Origin of the sequence: Myroides sp. (assembly GCF_032073645.1) — a bacterium.
GTDB classification, from domain to species: domain Bacteria; phylum Bacteroidota; class Bacteroidia; order Flavobacteriales; family Flavobacteriaceae; genus Flavobacterium; species Flavobacterium odoratimimum.
Genome location: NZ_DAMANB010000014.1, coordinates 76,098 through 91,010 on the forward strand (window position 1 = coordinate 76,098; position 14,913 = coordinate 91,010).

Below are 14,913 nucleotides of genomic sequence, written 5' to 3' on the forward strand. Positions count from 1 at the left end.
CACCCAATTTTAATACTATCATATACTATTTTATGGTATTTAACCGACTTAATAAAAACATAACTATCAATAAATCAAAATAATAGTGTTTTACGGTATTCTATTTGTATATAGGTTATATTCCCTCTTTCTCCGCTGAAAAGCCCGATAACACTCGTTATCGGGCTTTTTTTATGCCCTTGAGCACCTAGTTTGCACCTTTCTTTAAAAAGTTCGTAAAAGCAATTATTCTAATCTCAATCTAACCTTATTTCAATAATCGTTTTCTTATAAAAACACTCCTCTCTTTTACGTTAAAATTTAAACATAGATACTTAACAAACTACATTATCTCTTTCATTTTAGAAGTTATCATTCTAAAACACTTGCAGTCTTAAAATGATAACACAATATTGATTAATAATTAACAACCAAAGCTTCGCGGGAAACGAATATTCTCTAGTTTTCTCAGTATATTTGAGTGAAACATAAAAAAGAATATTATTATGAGCACAATGAAAGCAGCACGCTGGTATGCAGCCAAAGATATTAGAGTAGAACAAACAGAAATCCCTACTCCAGCTAAAGGACAGGTAAAAGTAGCAGTTCAATATGCTGGTATCTGTGGATCAGACTTACACGAATATGTACACGGGCCTCAATTAATTCCATTAGACAAACCTTATCCATTAAATGGTCATCAGGGTGTAACTACTTTAGGACATGAGTTCTCAGGTATCGTTGAAGAATTAGGTGAAGGTGTAAAAAATATTAAAGTAGGGGATCGTGTAGTAATTGAGCCTATCTATAAAAACTTCGATAGTCCATTCGTAGCTTCTGGAGAATACAACTTAGGAGAACACTTAGGTTTCATCGGATTAGCAGGTAATGGAGGATTTGCAAAATACGTAGTGGTTGAAGATTATATGATTCACAAAATTCCTGATACGATGTCTTTTGAACAAGGTGCTTTAGTAGAGCCTGCTGCAGTAGCTGTATACTCAGTACTACAGAGTGGTCTAAAAGTAGGACAGACAGTATTAGTATCTGGTGCAGGACCTATCGGGTTACTATGTGCTCAAGCAGCTTTAGCAGCTGGTGCGTCTACTGTGATCGTTACAGATGTAGCAGAGAAACGCTTAGAGAAAGCAAAAGAAATCGGAGCTACTCATGTATTCAATGCTATGGAAGCTGATCTTCCTGCTAAGATTAAAGCCTTGACTGGTGGTCTAGGAGTTAATGTATTCTTAGATTGTGCTGGAGTACAAGCTTCTTATAATACAGGTATTGCTTCTACTCGTAATGGAGGTACTGCTGTATTAGTTGCTTTATTCGGAAAACCAGTTCAACACGATGCTTTAGATCAAGTATTAAGAGAGATCACTGTAAAAGGGGTTATCGCTTATAGAAATATCTTCCCTGAAGTAATTAACTTAATCGACTCTGGTCGTATGGAGGTAGAAAAATTAGTGACAAATAAAATTGGTTTAGACGAGATTGTAACAAATGGTTTTGAAGCCTTAGTAAGCAATCCAGAACAAGTTAAAATCCTTATTGATATCAATAGAGCATAACTTTTAATTAGGAGTTATAAATTAGGAATTAGGAATGCTTTCCCTTCGGGAATTAGGATTCTATTAATAAATACAAAAGCCATTACTTAAAAACAAGTAATGGCTTTTTTGATGGGTTTAACACTTATGATTTTATCTGCCAGATATACATACCTATGCTGAAGTCATAAATTCCTAATTCTCAATTCCTAATTAATGAGTGTTGCAAGCAACATTTTTAATTCTTTTATTAATGCCTAAAAGGCAAGCCTCGTAATTCGATTACTATGATAAAAGCAAATCATTATTAATATATTTTACACCTTATTTTTGAGAATAACTCAATAAAACAAGGCATATCTAACCTGAGGATTATATCCGTATTATCCTCTATTTTTGTTTCTAATTCAATGTATGATGTTTATGCTACTTGTCGTACCTCATAAGCTTTTTTATTCCTAACACAAGAACATATACGCTGTACAAGCTTGTTTCTAACATTGTTTAAAACAAGCATCTTATGCTTACCTTCTCCAACTTTCCTCTCGTAATAAGCCCTTATCTCTGGGTCCCATCTAACAGCTGATAAAGCACAGAGATGTAAAAGTTTTTTAAGCTTTTTATTAGCCATAAAGTGTACTTTAGCTTTGCCTCTTACACTTTTACCTGAAGTATATTCAAAAGGGACAACACCACAATAAGATGCTAATTGTCGAGAGTCTTCAAATGATGTAAACGCATTGGTATAACATATTAAAAACATCGCTGTAATATCTCCAACACCTCTTACAGAAATCACACAATCAAATATCTCAGATACCTCTTGATTTTCTCTAATAAGAGTATTTAACTGTTCTTCAATCACCTTTATAGCGTTCTCTAAAGCCTTGATAATAGCCTTATCATTTTTAGACAAAACCTTGTACAGTTCATCATTAAACCCCTTAAATTCGTTGGTTCTTACTTCTATAGCTGTCTTATGAGCTATACTCATCTCTCGCTGTCCCAATAGAGCCTGAATCTTATTCAATACAGCCTTTGATGCTTTAAAGAGCTTCGCTTCTTCTTGATTTTTCTTAGCATACAATGCTATCCTTTTAGAATCTATCTTGTCATTCTTTCCTCTTTGTATTCCACTACTTCTTATAATTCTATAAGCCATTTCTACCCATAGATTACAATTCTTTGAAAGCAAAATATCTACTAAAATATTTTTATAAATACCTGTATGCTCCATACATATCAATGTTTCCTCTACACAACATCCTTCGCTTTTCATCCACTTCATAAATTGATCAACTCCCGTTTTAGTGTTTTCAAACTGATTGTGTTTACAAGAATTAGCATCTACATAAATAGCTACATCAAAATAATCTTTGGAAATATCTATTCCGATAAATTGTGTAAATTTGTCCATATGATAATTATTTAAGGCAACCTGTTACTAAAATATCATCTAAACCTTAATACTAGACCTCGACGTCTTAATTACTAGTCTGATACTCTTTAGTAAAATCAACAAAGTCCTACTCGAATTTTAGGGCGTTATCCTTGTAATTCGTCTGGTTCACTTTGTTGATTAGGTTGTTTTATTTATTCTCTACAATATTATCATATTCTCAGTTAGCAAATCTAAAGGTAATTCGTAATTTCTTAGTGGCTTATTTCACTTTCTTAATCACTTCTCCTAGCATATGTCTAATTTCTTGGAACATTGCCTTAGTATCTGGTTCTCCTAGGTCTTCTGGTTTAAACTCTTCTGTAGCGATACTACTCGCATATTCCCATATTTCTAATACATCATACGCTTTAATGCGATAAGGCTCGTAAAAGGTATTGTCTGAGTGTAGTTCTAACGTCTCATCATCTATGCGATATACACGTTTATAAACCACCCCTTCATTTGCTGTAATGATGATATATGTATGTCCGTTTCGGATATAATCTAGACGCTCGATATAACTACCGATGATAAAAGAACCTTCCTGATGTGGAGGCATAGAATCCCCTTCTATAGGAAAGGCTCTATACTTCCCTTCTTTTAGGAATGGAAGAGAGATCTGGTCTAGGTTCTGAATAAACTCTGGATCTGCATACCCTGTCAAATATCCTGCTCTCGCTTTATGAGGAATAATCTCAATAAAGTTATTGCCATGAGGATCTACCATAATAGGCAATAGAATACGGTTGTCCTCAAGCTTTAGTAAATCTTGCATGGGAACTTTGCGCAAATCAACAGAAATCATCAAGTCCACACTGACATGAAAGAAACGAGAAATACGCAATAATACTTCTAAAGGTGGCTCAGAGGCTCCTTCTTCATACTTTGAATAACGTGCACGAGTTATCATTAACTCATCTGCTACTTTCTGCTGAGACATGATCTTCTGAGCACGTAGATACCTTATATTATCTGATAAAAACGACATTTGCTATTATTTATAGCATCAAATATACGTATTATTGCTAATATAGATAGTAATTTCGTACAAGATTTTTTAATTATTTCTATTATGGAAAGGGCGATTGCACATTTAGATTTAGACACTTTCTTTGTGTCTTGTGAGCGTTTAGTAGATTCTTCTCTAAATGGGCTACCTATCATTATCGGTGGAGGAGATCGCGGAGTCGTCTCTAGTTGTTCATATGAAGCAAGGCAATTCGGGGTGAGGTCTGCCATGCCTATTCGTATGGCTACTCGTTTATGTCCACAAGCCATCGTCCGAAAAGGAGATATGCAGTTATACTCTAAGATGTCTCATCTCGTTACGGATATTATTACAGAGAAAGCTCCCGTTATGGAAAAGGCGAGTATAGATGAGTTTTACTTAGATCTAACAGGAATGGACAAATTCTTTGGATCAGCACTTTGGATCAAAGAATTGACGCAAACGATACAACACGAATCTGGATTACCCTTAAGTTATGCTTTATCTATTAATAAAACAGTCTCTAAAATAGGGACAGGAGAGGCTAAGCCTAAAGGAGCTCTCAATATTACAACACCTGAAGTACAGCCCTTCCTCAATCCACTGTCTATCCGCAAAATCCCTATGTTAGGAGAAGTTAGTTATACGCTACTCTCTCGCATTGGTATTCGGAATATACAGACGCTATCTGAAATGCCACATCAAATACTCCAAAAGTTATTGGGTAAAAATGGTATAGACTTATGGAAAAAAGCTAATGGCATTGACCTCACACCTGTAGAGCCCTATAGAGAGCGAAAGTCTATTTCGTCCGAACACACTTTTGACCAAGATACCATAGACATCCCTATGCTCAAATCTATCTTTACAGGTATGGTGGAGAAACTGGCTTATCAACTGCGTTCCGAAGAATGGCTTACTTCTATCATTACTGTGAAAATACGCTATACGAACTTTGATACAGAGACCAAACAAACTCGGATAGCTTATACATCAGCAGATCATACGCTTATTAAATTAGTCCATGAGTTATTTGATAAAGTATTCCAAAGAAGAATGCGTCTTCGCCTTATAGGTGTTCAGTTTAGTGGGCTGGTACGAGGAACATACCAAATGAACTTATTCGAAGATACAGAAGAGATGATGGCGCTCTATCAGGCAATGGATAAAATGAAGAAACGCTATGGTGTAGATGCTGTAGCAAGGTGTTCTGGGGCTTTCTTGAAAATGAAGAAAGAATGAGACCCTTCGGGGAATTAAAAATTAGGAATTAAGAATTAGGAATATTGCCTGCGGCATTCAGTATGCATATCATGTTCTATCGACACATAATCGTAGGGACGATTACATACTTCCGACAGCGTAGCCACAATGTATAACACGTCCTATCGGCACCCAACCGTAGGGACATATTACATACGTCTGACAACGTAATCACAATGTATATCACGTTCCATCGGCACACAACCGTAGGGACGTATTACATACGTCCGACAACGTAACCACAATGTATATCACGTCCTATCGACACCCAATCGTAGGGACGATTATTAAGAATTAGGAATTTTTGGCTAGGCTATGATGTACTTATGTGACGTGATAAACTGACAATTGATATGATAAACTAAACTATCTGATTTCACAAAACATCTAAGCAGTGTCTTCTTATCGTCTTGATTTATGGCGATATACAACATTGTATTTACGTTTTGGGGCGTATAGTAATCGCCTTTACTGTGTGTTGATGTAGTGTGGTATGCGCTGTGTGTATCATCTGTTGCCAAAGGCAGTGATTCCTAATTCCTAATTTAAATTCATAATTAAATAAAAACATGTTATTAAACTGTCATTCATATTATAGCTTGCGCTATGGGACTATTCCTATACAGCGTCTTGTAGAATTAGGTAAACAATATCATATTAGTACAATGGCGCTGACTGATATCAATAATCTAAGTGGTGTATATGAGTTTATTACAGCTTGTAAAGAGACCGCTATCAAACCAATAATAGGTACTGAAATCAGAACTGAGGATAAATTACACTATATTCTCATTGCTAAAAATGAAGAAGGCTTTAGTGAAATAGGTCAGTTCTTGACGGATATAAATGAAGAGATTATTACAGTATCTTCTACTGCTCCAGACTTTCAAAACTGTTTTGTGATTTATCCATTCTCAACTGTGGTTCCTACTCTAAAAGAGTGGGAATATATTGGAGTACAAAATAATCAACTTTCTCTACTCTATGCAGAGAAGTGGAGATCATTAATGGATAAGCTAGTTGTCCTGCATACAGTCAATCATTTGAATGAAGAAGAATATAAACTACACTGTATTCTACATGCAATAGATAAGAATACTCTACTCTCTAAATTAATAGAGAAAGACTGCGCTTCTCCTCAAGATAGTTTTAAATCTGAAGAACAAATCATAGCAGAGTTTAAGGATTATCCTGAGCTGATAGAGAACACTCAAAGACTAATGAGTGAGTGCAATTATTCTTTTTCTTTTAAAGTTCCTAGAAATAAAAAACACTATACTGAAGATAAGGTTAGTGACTTGAATTTATTACAACAACTAGCCTATGAAGGGATGGTCAAAATATATGGAGAAGATCATACTCTTGCCCAAGAAAGATTAGCTAAAGAACTCAGCGTAATAGATCAACTTAACTTTGAGGGGTATTTTCTGATTACCTGGGACATTATTCAGTATAGCAATAGTCAAGGCTATATGCATATCGGACGGGGTAGTGGTGCCAATAGTATAGTGGGCTATTGCCTAGGTATTACTAATGTATGTCCTTTAGAACTAGACTTGTACTTCGAGCGTTTTTTAAATCAGAATAGAAAGTCTCCTCCTGATTTTGATATTGATTGGTCTTGGAATCAACGGGATGATATCCTTCAATACATCTTTACGCGATATGGAAAAGAGCACGTGGCGTTCTGTGGTGCAGTATCTACTTTTAAATATCGTTCTATTATTAGAGAAATAGGAAAGGTGTACGGGCTATCTAAGAACGAATTAGACACACTAACGCGTAATCCTATAGAAGACCACGAAACGAACAGTATCGTGCTTCTAATCCATCAATACGGACAATTGTTAGAAGGTTTTCCTAATCAGCGTACAATGCATGCTTGTGGTATTTTGATTTCGGAGGATCCTATTACTCGCTATACCGCATTAGACTTTCCTCCTAAGGGATTTCCTGTGGTACAGTTTGATATGCATACTGCTGAAGATATTGGTTTTGATAAATTTGATATCCTTAGCCAACGAGGCATTGGGCATATAGATGAAGCTACTGAACTCATTCTTCAAAATCAAGGAATAGAAGTTGATATTCGAAATATTGCTTTATCTAAAGATGAAGAGCTGTGTAACCAACAGTTAAAAATAGGTAATACGATTGGCTGTTTTTATATAGAAAGTCCTGCTATGCGTGGATTATTAAGAAGGTTGCAATGTGATAATTACAAAATACTAGTAGCAGCTTCTTCTATTATACGCCCTGGGGTAGCACAGAGTGGGATGATGCAAGAATATATCTATCGCCATAACCACCCTAATCAATTTGAATACTTTCATCCTGTATTTAAAGAACAATTAGGCGAAACCTATGGCATCATGGTCTATCAAGAAGATGTGATCAAAATAGCGTTACACTACGGCGGACTACCTGCTGCTGATGGAGATATTCTGCGCAGGGCAATGAGTGGCAAAAGCCGTTCTCTAGCAGGGTTACAGGCTGTGAAAGACAGGTTCTTTGAGCATTGTGATCTTAAAGGACATCCTAGGGCACTTAGTGAAGAAATATACAGACAGATAGAGTCATTCGCAGGGTATTCTTTTTGTAAAGCACACTCTGCCTCTTATGCCATAGAAAGTTATCAAAGTCTATATCTTAAAACTTACTATCCATTAGAATTTATCACTGCGGTTATCAATAACGAAGGAGGGTTCTATCGCACAGAAGTTTATATACACGAAGCAGCGATGTCAGGTGCTCATGTATTGCCACCTTGTATTAATGCTAGTGAATTGCAGACTACTTTAATAGGTAAAGAGCTATTCTTAGGGTTAAAACTCATAGAAGGATTAAATATAGAGTTGCTTAAAGCTATTTTAAAAGAGAGAAAAGCCAATGGTAGATATGAATCTCTCTATGACTTTATACAACGTATTTCTATAGCGATGGACTCTTTACAGAAGTTAATATTCATCGGTGCTTTTCAATCCTTTGGCAAACAAAAGAATGAGTTATTGATTCAGGCAAAACTACTGTTGAGTAAAAAGGAGCCAACTCCTACACTTACTTTATTACAAGAACCTATACAGGAATACACTTTTCCGACCTTAACGCGCTCTGTATACGAAGACGCATTTGATGAGTTAGAGTTGTTGGGCTTTCCTATTTCTTGTATGCCTTTTGATTTATTAAAAACGAAGTTCAGAGGAGATGTAATGGTCTGTGATTTAATACACCATCATAAGAAAACAGTAAGAATGCTCGGTTACTTAATTGCTCGTAAGCACGTACCTACTTCTAAAGGGAGTATGTACTTCGGTACTTGGATAGATGCCAATGGACAGTATTTTGACACGGTACACTTCCCTGATAGCTTAGAGGAATATCCTTTCGTAGGAGGTGGTTGTTATTTGTTATTAGGAACGGTGGAGGTAGAATATCACTTTCCCAATGTACAGATTCTAAAAATGGCGAGATTGCCTTTTATGGCTGATCCTCGTTATCACTATGAGGATGAACACTATCAGACTACAGAGTCTAAGGTAAGAGAAGATGTGAGTCTTACTCATCGCCAGCCTTATCCTAAAGCTTCTGAAATCAATCTACCGCGTCATAGAATGAAGTTTAAATAAGAAAAGCCTTGATACAAGATATGTACCAAGGCTTTCATTGTATATATTAGCTAAATTAGTCTCTAGCTATCTCTATCTTTACTCTCTTATTTTTAAGTCTTGTATCTACTAGTGCAGTCAGTAGAGCCTTAACTTTCTTTGTATTCACTGCTACGAAAGCCTGTGTATCACGTACATCTATCATTCCTATATCTTCTTTAGTTAATCCTCCTGTCTTGATTAAATAGCCTACTATATCCCCTTTGTTGACTTTATCTTTTTTACCAGCACTGATATAGATTGTTTTAAAATCTGTTTTATTGTCGATAGTATAGCTTCCATCAAGGTCTTCTATCGGCATATCAGGGTTGATAAACTCGATATTCTCTTCTTTAGTAATCATCACATAGGCTTTACCTGATGCCTTCATACGTGCAGTACGTCCATTCCTATGAATAAAAGCATCTTCTTTCTGTGGTATCTGATAGTGAATCACATGACCAATCTCAGGGATATCAAGTCCTCTAGCTGCTAAGTCTGTTGCGATAAGAATATGTGCACTTTTATTTCTAAACTTCATGATAGCACGCTCCCTATCTTCTTGTAACATTCCTCCGTGAAAAGCACTATTCGCAACTCCTTTTTTAGTCAATGTTTCACTAATACGAGCTACGGCATCACGGTGATTACAGAAGATAAGAATAGTGTCCTTACCTATCTTACCAATAAGCTTAATCACAGTCTCTAACTTCTCTTCTGCAGTAGAAATAACCTGACTAAAAGTTAGGTCTGGCATTACCTCTGTTTTCTTTAAGAAGTGAATACGCTCAGGATCTACTATACCTGTAAACTCAGGAATCTTCTTTAAAGCAGTAGCAGATGTAAGCATTCTGAAAGAGATATTATCAAACGAATTGATAATATAATCCATATCAGTCTGGAAGCCCATCTCTAGAGCTTTATCAAACTCATCTACTACATAGCTAGTCACAGTCTCTGTGTTAAAAGAAAACTCTTCTACGTGAAAAGCCACTCGACCTGGTGTACCCACTAATACTGTTGGTGGTGTGCTAAAATTCTTTATTTCTGTTTTAGTAGAATGCCCTCCATAACAAGAGTTAATCTTAAAAGGTGTTCCCATCTTCTTAAATACAGTCTCTATCTGTAGAGCAAGTTCTCTAGTTGGTACTAGTATAACTGCCTGTACTCCTTTGATAGCAGGGTCTAATCGTTCTAACAAAGGCATTAAGAATGCAACTGTCTTACCTGATCCTGTAGGGGAAAGAAGGATAATATTTGGGTTCTTCTGAGCTGCACTAAATGCTTTGGTTTGCATTTCATTTAATGCCTCAATATTTAAGTTTTTAAGTATCTCTGCTTTATTCATGGAGCAAAGGTAGTTTTTCTAATTCACTTTATTATTCTCTAGTTATTTAATTTTATCTAATAAAAGTAGAAGCGTAATACTGTCAATAACTCTATAAGCGATATTAAAAAAAGAATAATTAAACTCTATTATAAAATTAATCTAAGTTTTCAAAATCGCTTAAAATCCCAAGTATTTCAGCATCATTTAAACTTGAATTTTCTATTCGATCGATTAGCTCTGGTTTAGAAGCAGTAGCCTCAAGAAGTTTTTTTCTTTTACTATTAAAAAGACCCATATTATATCTCTTATTATCTTGATCAACTAAATAATCAAAATATTGAATAGATCTATCCATCATATGTTGGCTAAGAAATTTATACCATTTTATTTTTTTTCCATCAAATACAAGGCGTTGCAAAACATCTCCACCATTTACATAAATTTTTTCCACTCCTTTTAAATCAATAAACTGTAATTTCTTTACATCACTAGCTTTTAATTTGACTGTTTTTTTCCCATTGCTATCTAAAAGAACTAATCTCCTATAAAAAGATGCTTCATCGATTAACTTTCTATCAAACAGATTTCTTTCTATCCTAAGTTGTGAATAAATAGTGTCATTATTATTTCTAATAATCATAACATCCACAGACTTCTGTCCAAAACAAAGTGTAGAAAATAGAACTAGCAATAAGCAAAAAATATTTCTCATAATAATCTTTAGATTACTTACATTATAATATCCAAATATATAGAAAAAAACAAGCTGGTTTTAAGATGGAAACATAAATATGAGTCCGAATAATAATAAAATGTTGTAATTATATAAGCAATAAAATAAAAAAAGTAATACAAATATTTGAATAATAGAATATTCAAATATCATGATTAAAAAAAGTACGTAAAAGACCTATTTCTTATCTGTCTTTATTCATAAACTAAGGCTAGTTTTGTATTGATTTGCTAGGAGATTGCTTGAGGGTTTCTTGCACCTTTCTTCGACAAAGACGCCTCCTGGGCAAGAAAAGCCCTAGAAATCTCCTAGGAATCTCCTAAGAAGTGCAAGCTAAGTATTTTGTTTCTTGTTTCGTATATTCATAATATCAGTCTAAGATAGTATCAAGATGGGCCTATGCATACAGTTTTTTTAATCGCAAGGAGGTCATAAAATAAGACGATATATTCTCATTAAATAAGTATAATATTCTTCTATCTTAGAAAGTATCATTGTATCATCTATAAAAGGTAATCTGAGATTATGGGATGATATCTACTCCTATGATGATAGTAGTAATGTGGCTGCAGTGCTATTATTCTCTTTTATTGGATGAGGATTCGCAGGGTGAGGAGGTTTTAAGTACCATAGATGTTCCCGTGTTAGCAGATGTATAAATGAGTACCCAAATAGTAAATCGCGCTAACAAAATAACAAAATATTATATCTCTAGGTTATTATAAATGCAGTACTTTGTACCCTTGTTAATAATTAAACTAAATAGATGAGTTTAGCTGCTGTGCTATGGGATGCCAATCCCGAAATGATTAAAATAGGTGCTGTACCTGTGCGTTATTATGGAGTTCTTTTTGCCTTGGGGATTATCCTAGGCTATAAGATTGTGAGTTATGTTTTTCAGAAAGAGCGCATTCCGCAGGCGTATTTAGACAAACTGTTATTATATATTATCGTAGGTACAGTATTAGGAGCTAGGTTAGGACACTGTTTATTTTATGAGTTTGATTACTATATGCAGCACCCCTTAGAGATTATTATCCCTTTCGCTAAGGTCGATGGAGTGTATGAGTATGTAGGGTTTATGGGGTTAGCTAGTCATGGAGGAGCTATCGGAGTACTGCTAGCGATCTATCTATACTGTCGTAAGTATAAGATAGGAGCATTTTGGATTTTGGATAGAATAGCCTTAGGAGTACCGATAGCAGGAGCATTTATTCGCTTTGGTAACTTTATGAATTCAGAGATCTATGGCAAGCCGACGAGTGGGAGTTGGGGAGTTATATTTGCTCATGATGATATGATTCCACGTCACCCTACTCAGCTATACGAAGCCTTTGGGTATATATTGACAGGAGTGATCTTGTGGTTTTTATACCGCAGTCAGAAGGTAAGGAATAATGGAGTGATCTTTTCTTATTTTTTAATTCTGATGTTCCTGACTAGATTTGTGTTAGAGTTCTTTAAAGAGAATCAGGTAGCCTTCGAACAAGATATGATGTTGAATATGGGGCAGTGGTTAAGTGTTCCGTTTATATTAATAGGAGTATTGATGTTAGTGTTTCAGGATAAGTTGAGAGGGATAAGTCATTATGACTCTCGTGCTCTGATAGGGACAACGATAAAGTAATAAGGTATAAGAAGTATATAGATCATGGGCGAATTTGTAGAAGAAGTACATACTTACTGGAGATCTCAGATGGTGCAGGGAAGTATTATTCATCTAGATGAGGTGTTTACATTAGTGTCTAATCCAGCCTTAGATGAGCTGTATAAAGTCATGATTTTAGAAATGACGAATAAGCATACCATGGCTGTAGTCACCCCAATGGTAGCAGAAGCATTAAAGCTAAGGGAATTAGAGGAGTACTCTATCCATACTCTTAGAGAGGCTATCTCTACCTGTAAGTTAGAATTGCACTCACCAGATTATATTTATTATCTATTAGATAATAGAGTCTCTCAGCTTAGTGATATCACAGAAGGGATAGTGATCAGAGCTTTGTCTATAGAAACGGATAAAGAGGCGTTTAGAAAGTTCGAATCTGTATGCTCAGAAGAAGATCTCGATGGAGCTTATGTTTCTTTAAAGCATTGGATCGTATATGGCGCCTTCGATGGAGATCGGCTAGTAGGCGCTGTGAGTGTGTATCCATGGGAAGAAACTAAGCTAGCAGATATAGGAGTGATAACGGATGATGCCTATAGAGGTAGGGGGATTGCGACACGTTTAGTTCAGGCTATTTGTCTAGAGGTGATTGATAGAGGGCATGTACCTCAGTATAGATGCCAGACAGATAATGATACTTCTATAGCTTTAGCTAAGGCAGTAGGTTTCACCCTATTCGGACAATGGGAAGCCATAGTCGCAGATGAAGAATAAGTAGATAATATACTAGGATAATAAGATTCCCTCAGTAGCATGTGTTACTGAGGGATTTTTTTTGTGGTATAGTGATTCGGATTAGTTGGCTTTCTAGTAGAGAGGAGTTATTTATTTATTATTAGGAATATCTGGTATTTTATTGCATTAAAGCAATAGTTCTTTTTTGATTACTGAGATAATTTTTGGTTTTAAGGAGAATGTAGGCGTGTTTTTTTAGCGTAAAGGATTAAATGGTATTAATTATTTTGTCTTTTATTGTTAAATGTGTTAATATTTTTATTAGTTTTGTTTTATGTTAAGATAATTTGTATTTGTTATGGGTTGTTTTTAACTGTTTTTGTTTGTGAAAATATTGTGAAATAAAAAGAATACTATGAAAAAGAAATTACTATTTGCTGGTGTAGCATTTATGGCACTGAGTACGATGCAAGCTCAAGATGGTATTGGTATTGGTAAATCAATTATACCTGATGGGACAGCAGTGTTAGATGTAGGATCAGATACTAAAGGTGTTTTAATCCCACGTGTTTTTTTAACAGGTGAGAAAGATATTACTACTATTAAAGGGGGGATATATCCTGAGAGTTTATTAGTGTACCACAAGGCAAAACTTCCAACAGATGTATTGAAATCTGGATTCTATTTTTGGGATGGAACACTTTGGAGAGCTTTGATGTCTAAATCGAGTGAGCATTTATCTGAAACATTAACAAAATTATCCGTTAAACAAGAGGCAGGAGAAACTGTTTTAGTGTATAAAGCAGAGGATGGAAAAGATACTGAAATAGAAATATCTAAAGAATTACAATCAAGTACAAATTTTGAGACTTGGATTAAAGACTTAGTTACTAGTGCAGCAACTAAAGTTAAGGTTGAAGAAGGAACAGGAATTAAAGTTGATGAGGCACCTCCAGTAAATGGACAAATTACATATACAGTTAATGCTGACCCTTCAGGTATCACTTTAGGAGGAGATGTGTCAGGAAAGGCGGATAGTACAAGCGTAGATAAGATTAAAGGAGTAGAAGTAGCTAAAGCAAATCCTGCAACAGATAAAGACCTTGCACTTGTTTATGATGGAACTAAATGGACTCCAGGAAAACCTAAAGTAGATGGAAATAATATCACTGATAAGAAAGAACTGAAGGTATTAGATGGTATTAGTATTACTAATGGGACAGCTTCTGTGTTGAATGATGTTACTATTGGTATAGGTGATAATAGTGTTATGCCTATTAAAATATCAGCTGAAGATAAAGCTAATCAAGTTTTAGTTACAAGTGATGATGGAACAAAAGCGGAGTGGGTACCTCAAAGTAATATTAAACCAGCAGGAACTAAGTTAAGTGGTGATGCTTCTATTGAAGTAACAGATGGAGATTTAGCATTAGTAAATGCAGCATCAATAAAAGTAAAAGCTCTAGGTATTGAAGAAGGACATATTGCTAATAATGCAGTATCAAAAGAAAAGATAAAGGGAGAAGGTAATGATAAAGTATTAACTACTAATGCTACAGGTGGAGTAGAGTGGGCACTTAAAAGTGATATTAAACCAGCAGGAACTAAGTTAAGTGGTGATGCTTCTATTGAAGTAACAGA

At 35.2% G+C, this 14,913-nt stretch carries 10 protein-coding genes; 6 read left to right on the forward strand and 4 right to left on the reverse strand.

What is annotated here, in order from left to right; translation table 11 throughout:
• Positions 1-485: 485 nt before the first annotated feature.
• The gene (locus RT228_RS11430) at positions 486-1,553 is read left to right on the forward strand and encodes a 2,3-butanediol dehydrogenase (protein ID WP_006258620.1); all 1,068 of its coding nucleotides are present in this window, start codon (positions 486-488) and stop codon (positions 1,551-1,553) included.
• Positions 1,554-1,953: 400 nt separating this feature from the next.
• Here RT228_RS11430 and RT228_RS11435 read toward each other — a convergent pair whose 3' ends face one another.
• Positions 1,954-2,949 carry an IS110 family transposase gene (locus RT228_RS11435; RefSeq protein WP_006258619.1) on the reverse strand — a complete coding sequence of 332 codons (996 nt, stop codon included), beginning with the start codon at positions 2,947-2,949 and terminating at the stop codon, positions 1,954-1,956.
• A gap of 244 nt (positions 2,950-3,193) precedes the next feature.
• Positions 3,194-3,961 carry an XRE family transcriptional regulator gene (locus RT228_RS11440; RefSeq protein WP_006258618.1) on the reverse strand — a complete coding sequence of 256 codons (768 nt, stop codon included), beginning with the start codon at positions 3,959-3,961 and terminating at the stop codon, positions 3,194-3,196.
• On the opposite strand from RT228_RS11440, the gene dinB reads away from it, so the two are divergent.
• Entirely contained in the window at positions 3,962-5,203 is a 1,242-nt protein-coding gene (gene dinB / locus RT228_RS11445; protein ID WP_006258617.1) for a DNA polymerase IV, read from the forward strand. It begins immediately after the preceding gene.
• 590 nt (positions 5,204-5,793) lie between these two features.
• Positions 5,794-8,850, forward strand: a complete 3,057-nt coding sequence (locus RT228_RS11450) for a DNA polymerase III subunit alpha (RefSeq protein WP_006258616.1) — start codon at positions 5,794-5,796, stop codon at positions 8,848-8,850.
• Between the two features lie 55 nt (positions 8,851-8,905).
• On the opposite strand, the gene RT228_RS11455 is transcribed toward RT228_RS11450, so the two are convergent.
• Positions 8,906-10,216: a DEAD/DEAH box helicase gene (locus tag RT228_RS11455; protein WP_006258615.1), complete on the reverse strand. Its 1,311-nt coding sequence runs from the start codon at positions 10,214-10,216 to the stop codon at positions 8,906-8,908.
• Positions 10,217-10,352: 136 nt separating this feature from the next.
• Positions 10,353-10,910, reverse strand: a complete 558-nt coding sequence (locus tag RT228_RS11460; protein WP_006258614.1) for a hypothetical protein — start codon at positions 10,908-10,910, stop codon at positions 10,353-10,355.
• 787 nt (positions 10,911-11,697) lie between these two features.
• On the opposite strand from RT228_RS11460, the gene lgt reads away from it, so the two are divergent.
• From lgt to RT228_RS11475, 3 genes are all read left to right on the forward strand, one after another.
• Positions 11,698-12,558: a prolipoprotein diacylglyceryl transferase gene (gene lgt / locus RT228_RS11465; protein WP_006258613.1), complete on the forward strand. Its 861-nt coding sequence runs from the start codon at positions 11,698-11,700 to the stop codon at positions 12,556-12,558.
• Positions 12,559-12,582: 24 nt separating this feature from the next.
• Positions 12,583-13,311 carry a GNAT family N-acetyltransferase gene (locus tag RT228_RS11470; RefSeq protein WP_006258612.1) on the forward strand — a complete coding sequence of 243 codons (729 nt, stop codon included), beginning with the start codon at positions 12,583-12,585 and terminating at the stop codon, positions 13,309-13,311.
• A gap of 376 nt (positions 13,312-13,687) precedes the next feature.
• The coding region (locus RT228_RS11475) for a hypothetical protein (RefSeq protein ID WP_313138682.1) at positions 13,688-14,913 on the forward strand (1,226 nt) is incomplete at its 3' end.

What these genes read in the sequence shown, in the direction of transcription:
- RT228_RS11435 (WP_006258619.1), bottom strand. Translation starts at nt 2,949, where the DNA reads ATGGACAAATTTACACAATTTATCGGAATAGATATTTCCAAAGATTAT.
- RT228_RS11455 (WP_006258615.1), bottom strand. Translation starts at nt 10,216, where the DNA reads ATGAATAAAGCAGAGATACTTAAAAACTTAAATATTGAGGCATTAAAT.
- RT228_RS11460 (WP_006258614.1), bottom strand. Translation starts at nt 10,910, where the DNA reads ATGAGAAATATTTTTTGCTTATTGCTAGTTCTATTTTCTACACTTTGT.
- RT228_RS11450 (WP_006258616.1), top strand. Translation starts at nt 5,794, where the DNA reads ATGTTATTAAACTGTCATTCATATTATAGCTTGCGCTATGGGACTATT.
- RT228_RS11440 (WP_006258618.1), bottom strand. Translation starts at nt 3,961, where the DNA reads ATGTCGTTTTTATCAGATAATATAAGGTATCTACGTGCTCAGAAGATC.
- RT228_RS11470 (WP_006258612.1), top strand. Translation starts at nt 12,583, where the DNA reads ATGGGCGAATTTGTAGAAGAAGTACATACTTACTGGAGATCTCAGATG.
- RT228_RS11430 (WP_006258620.1), top strand. Translation starts at nt 486, where the DNA reads ATGAGCACAATGAAAGCAGCACGCTGGTATGCAGCCAAAGATATTAGA.
- lgt (WP_006258613.1), top strand. Translation starts at nt 11,698, where the DNA reads ATGAGTTTAGCTGCTGTGCTATGGGATGCCAATCCCGAAATGATTAAA.